This window comes from Streptomyces sp. 15-116A, from assembly GCF_025290915.1.
Classification (GTDB): Bacteria; Actinomycetota; Actinomycetes; order Streptomycetales; family Streptomycetaceae; genus Streptomyces.
The window spans coordinates 1-4933 of record NZ_JAOCQE010000380.1; the positions used below are offsets into that span (position 1 = coordinate 1).

A 4933-nucleotide genomic window follows, 5' to 3' on the forward strand; every position below is an offset into this window, starting at 1 on the left:
GCGCTCGCCGCGACCCCGGGCGTACGGGCCCGCCGGCCCCGCACCTTCCGCGCGGACGGTGAGGAATGGGTGGTGTGGGTGACCGACGCCGAGGGCGACGACGCCCTGGAGTTCGCGCCCGCCACCGGACTCGCCCCCGGCGCCACCCCGCGCCGTATCGCCGCCGGACAGCTCGGCCGGGTCCTCGGCCTCGCCATGGCCCCCGACGGCAGCCGAGCCGCCGTCGCCTCGCACGACGGCCGGGTCCTGCTCGTCGAACGCGAGACCGGCGAGGTCCGCGAGGTCGACCGCAGCGAGGACGGCGACGTCTCCGGGCTCACCTTCTCCCCGGACTCCGCCTGGCTCGCCTGGTCCCACCCCGGCCCGCGCCCGCTCAGCCAGCTCCGCCTCGCCAACACCACCGACCTCCAGGTCACCGAGGCGACCCCGCTGCGCTTCCAGGACTACGCGCCCGCCTTCACCCTCGACGGCAAGCACCTCGCCTTCCTGTCGACCCGCTCCTTCGACCCGGTCTACGACGAGCACGTCTTCGACCTCGCGTTCGTCGAGGGCGTCCGCCCGTACCTGATCACCCTCGCCGCGACCACACCGTCGCCGTTCGGGCCGCAGCGGCACGGGCGGGCCTTCGAGACGCCGGACCGGGAGGAGACCCCGGACAGCGAGGGCACCCCCACGACCCGGATCGACCTCGACGGACTCGCCGACCGGATCGTGCCGTTCCCCGTCGAGGCCGCCCGCTACTCCAACCTGCGCGCCGCCAAGGACGGGGTGCTGTGGCTGCGGCACCCGGTCACCGGCGTCCTCGGCGCGTCCCGGGCCACGCCGGACGACCCCGACCCCAAGACCGAGCTGGAGCGCTACGACCTCGCCCAGCAGCGCATCGAGCATCTCGCCGCCGACGCCGACCACTTCGAGGTCAGCGGCGACGGCAAGCGGGTCCTGCTGTGGACCGACGGCCGGCTCAAGGTCGTGCCCAGCGACCGGCGCGCCTCGAACGACGACGACAGCGACACCAACATCACCGTCGACCTCGGCAGGGTCCGCCAGTTCATCGACCCGGCCGCGGAGTGGCGGCAGATGTTCGACGAGACCGGCCGCATCATGCGGGACAACTTCTGGCGCGCGGACATGAACGGCGTCGACTGGGACGGCGTCCTCGACCGCTACCGGCCCGTCCTCGACCGGCTCGCCACCCACGACGACCTGGTGGACCTGCTGTGGGAGGTGCACGGGGAGCTGGGCACCTCGCACGCGTACGTCACACCGCGAGGTGGCCACGGGGACTCCGGCGCCCGGCAGGGGCTGCTGGGCGCGGACATCTCGCGGCACGAGGACGGGAGTTGGCGGGTCGACCGCATTCTGCCGTCGGAGACGTCGGATCCGGATGCGCGCTCGCCGCTCGCGGCGCCGGGGGTCGCCATCAGGCCCGGTGACGCGATCGTCGCCGTGGCCGGGCAGCCGGTGGATCCGGTGGCCGGGCCCGGACCGCTGCTCGTGGGGACGGCGGGGAAGCCGGTGGAGCTGACCGTGTCCCCCGCGGGGGGCGGGGATCCGCGGCACGCGGTGGTCGTGCCGGTCGCCGACGAGGAGCCGTTGCGGTATCACGCGTGGGTCGCCGACCGGCGGGCGTATGTGCATGAGAAGTCCGGGGGGCGGCTCGGGTATCTGCATGTGCCGGACATGATCGGGTCCGGGTGGGCGCAGCTCCATCGTGATCTGCGGGTCGAGGTCGCGCGGGAGGGGCTGGTCGTCGACGTCCGGGAGAACCGGGGCGGGCACACCTCGCAGCTCGTCGTGGAGAAGCTGGCGCGGCGGATCGTGGGGTGGGACATGCCGCGGGGGATGCGGGCGGAGAGCTATCCGCTGGATGCGCCTCGGGGGCCGGTGGTCGCGGTGGCGAACGAGTTCTCGGGGTCGGACGGGGACATTGTGAACGCGGCGATCAAGGCGTTGGGGCTGGGCACGGTTGTCGGGACGCGGACGTGGGGTGGGGTTGTCGGGATCGACAGTCGGTATCGGCTGGTCGACGGGACGTTGGTGACGCAGCCGAAGTATGCGTTCTGGCTTGAGGGTTACGGGTGGGACGTGGAGAACCACGGGGTTGATCCGGATGTGGAGGTTGTGCAGCGGCCGCAGGATTATGCCGCCGGGCGGGATGTTCAGTTGGACGAGGCGATTCGGCTGGCGTTGAGTGCGCTGGATGAAACGCCGGCGAAGGTGCCGCCCGCTTTGCCGTGACCCTGGGCTGTGGCTGGGCGGGGGTAGGTGTCGCTCGCCCGCGCTGGCGGGGTGCCGCTGCGCCCACCCGTGCCGCCCCAGCGGCACGACTGCCCGCAGCTACGCAGGGACGAGCGCGCGCGGCTGCCCGCAGCTGCGCGGGTGCGAGCGGGCGCGGCTGGCCGCGGCTGGGGCGACTAGGATGCGCCCTGTACGCGATCATCCCGGGTCTAGGAGGCCGTATGGCTGGGGAAGCTCAAGGCGACTGCTTGTTCTGCAAGATTGTTGCGGGGAGTATTCCGGCGACGATCGTCCGGGAGACGGAGACGACCGTCGCGTTTCGGGACATCAATCCCCAGGCGCCGACCCATGTGCTGGTGATCCCGAAGGCGCACCACCGGGACGCCGCCGCCCTCGCCGCCGCCGCGCCCGAGCTCGCCGCCGACGTGCTGCGCGAGACGCAGGCCGTCGCCAACGACGAGAAGCTGGAGAGCTACCGGATCGTGTTCAACACCGGCAGCGGCGCCGGCCAGACCGTCTGGCACGCGCACGCCCATGTCCTGGGCGGCCGCGGTCTCGAGTGGCCCCCCGGGTAAGCCGCCTTGTCCGTACGCGAACTGGTGGTGCTCGGCACAGCCAGCCAGGTCCCCACCCGGCACCGCAACCACAACGGCTATCTGCTGCGCTGGGACGGCGAGGGCTTCCTGTTCGACCCCGGCGAGGGCACCCAGCGGCAGATGCTGCGCGCCGGGATCGCCGCGCACGACCTGAACCGGATCTGCGTCACCCACTTCCACGGGGACCACAGCCTCGGCCTCGCCGGTGTCATCCAGCGCATCAACCTCGACAAGGTGCCGCACGAGGTCACCGCGCACTACCCCCGCTCCGGGCAGCGCTTCTTCGACCGGCTGCGGTACGCCACCGCCTACCGGGAGACCGTCGCGCTCACCCAGGCGCCGGTAGACGTTGACGGGCCGCTGGCGGTGACGCCCCGCTACACGCTGGAGGCGCGCAAGCTCTCCCACCCCGTCGAGTCCTTCGGCTACCGGCTCGTCGAGCCCGACGGGCGCCGCATGCTGCCCGACCGGCTCGCCGCGCACGGCATCAAGGGCCCCGATGTCGGCCGCATCCAGCGTGAGGGCTCGCTCGGCGCGGTGTCGCTGGAGGACGTGAGCGAGGTGCGGCGCGGGCAGAAGTTCGCGTTCGTCATGGACACGCGGCTCTGCGAGGGGGCGTACGCGCTCGCCGAGGACTGCGACCTGCTCGTCATCGAGTCGACCTTCCTCGACGAGGACGAGGAACTCGCGGTGGAGCACGGGCATCTGACGGCAGGGCAGGCCGCGTGCGTGGCGCGTGAGGCGGGTGTGCGGCATCTCGTCCTCACCCACTTCAGCCAGCGCTACACCGACCCGGAGGAGTTCGAGCGTCAGGCGCGGGCCGCCGGATACGAGGGCGAGCTGACCGTGGCGCACGATCTCCTGAGGGTTCCGCTTCCGAAACGTCGGTGACATCGCCGTACGATGAACTAATGCCCATACCGAAAGCCGAACTGCACCTTCATATCGAAGGCACCCTGGAGCCCGAGCTGGCCTTCGAGCTGGCGGCGCGCAACGGTGTCGAGCTGCCCTACGCCGACACCGAGGCGCTGCGCGAGGCGTACCGGTTCGAGGATCTGCAGTCCTTCCTGGACCTGTACTACGCGCTCATGGCGGTGCTGCGCACCGAGCGGGACTTCGAGGATCTGGCCGACGCCTATCTCGCCCGTGCCGCCGCGCAGGGCGTACGGCACGCGGAGATCTTCTTCGACCCCCAGGCGCATCTGGCGCGGGGCGTCGGCATGGGCACGGTGGTCGAGGGGCTGTGGCGGGCGCTGGGGCGGAGCCGGGAGACCCATGGCGTGTCCACCCGGCTGATCATGTGCTTCCTGCGGGACGAGTCCGCCGAGTCGGCCCTCGCGACCCTGGACGCCGCCAAGCCCTACCTGGACCGGATCACCGGGGTCGGGCTGGACTCCGCCGAGGTCGGGCATCCGCCGGTGAAGTTCCGCGCGGTGTACGAGGCCGCCGCCGCGCTCGGGCTGCGGCGCGTCGCGCACGCCGGTGAGGAGGGGCCGCCGGAGTACATCACCGAGGCCCTCGACGTGCTCGGCGTGGAGCGCGTCGACCACGGGCTGCGCTGTATGGAGGACCCGGCGCTGGTGGAGCGGCTGGTGCGCGAGCGGGTGCCGCTGACGCTGTGCCCGCTGTCCAACGTCCGGCTGCGCACCGTCGACACCCTCGCCGGCCATCCGCTGCCCGCCATGCTGGACGCGGGCCTGATGTGCACGGTCAACTCCGACGACCCGGCCTACTTCGGCGGCTACGCGGGCGACACCTTCGACGCCGTACGCGACACCCTCGGCCTGCCGCCGGAGCGGCTGCGCGAGCTGGCCCGCAACTCCTTCCTCGCGTCCTTCCTGGGCGACGACGAGGAGCTGCGGGCGCGGTATCTCGCGGAGGTCGAGGCGTACGACTTCGGATAGCGGTCAGGGCATCCCGGGGGCCCGGGTGGCGGCGGCCGTGTCGTAGTCGCGCTGGACGGGGACGGACGGGGCGTCGACGGGGAACTCCACGACCGGCTGTTCCGGGGCGCCGACCTCGGGGACCGCACCGCTGGGTGTGCCGGTGTGGGCGGCGACCACGGCCGCCGGGTGACCGCCGCGGCGGCGGATCGCGCC

At 72.5% G+C, this 4933-nt stretch carries 4 protein-coding genes and 1 pseudogene; 4 read left to right on the plus strand and 1 reads right to left on the minus strand.

Annotated elements, in window-relative coordinates; genetic code table 11:
• The 4 genes from N4P33_RS32720 to N4P33_RS32735 all read left to right on the plus strand — a co-directional run.
• A partial coding sequence (locus N4P33_RS32720; protein ID WP_260830565.1) for a S41 family peptidase occupies positions 1-2238 on the plus strand: 2238 nt, incomplete at its 5' end.
• A 221-nt stretch (positions 2239-2459) separates the two neighbouring features.
• The gene (locus N4P33_RS32725) at positions 2460-2813 is read left to right on the plus strand and encodes a histidine triad nucleotide-binding protein (RefSeq protein WP_260830566.1); all 354 of its coding nucleotides are present in this window, start codon (positions 2460-2462) and stop codon (positions 2811-2813) included.
• Positions 2814-2819: 6 nt separating this feature from the next.
• The gene (locus tag N4P33_RS32730) at positions 2820-3725 is read left to right on the plus strand and encodes a ribonuclease Z (protein WP_260830567.1); all 906 of its coding nucleotides are present in this window, start codon (positions 2820-2822) and stop codon (positions 3723-3725) included.
• A 20-nt stretch (positions 3726-3745) separates the two neighbouring features.
• Positions 3746-4738 (plus strand): adenosine deaminase, encoded by a 993-nt coding sequence (locus tag N4P33_RS32735; RefSeq protein WP_260830568.1) that lies wholly within the window; start codon positions 3746-3748, stop codon positions 4736-4738.
• A 3-nt stretch (positions 4739-4741) separates the two neighbouring features.
• Here the strand turns inward: N4P33_RS32735 and N4P33_RS32740 are convergent.
• Positions 4742-4933: pseudogene (locus N4P33_RS32740) on the minus strand (MFS transporter); the annotation flags it as partial.

What these genes read in the sequence shown, in the direction of transcription:
- N4P33_RS32725 (WP_260830566.1), top strand. Translation starts at nt 2,460, where the DNA reads ATGGCTGGGGAAGCTCAAGGCGACTGCTTGTTCTGCAAGATTGTTGCG.
- N4P33_RS32735 (WP_260830568.1), top strand. Translation starts at nt 3,746, where the DNA reads ATGCCCATACCGAAAGCCGAACTGCACCTTCATATCGAAGGCACCCTG.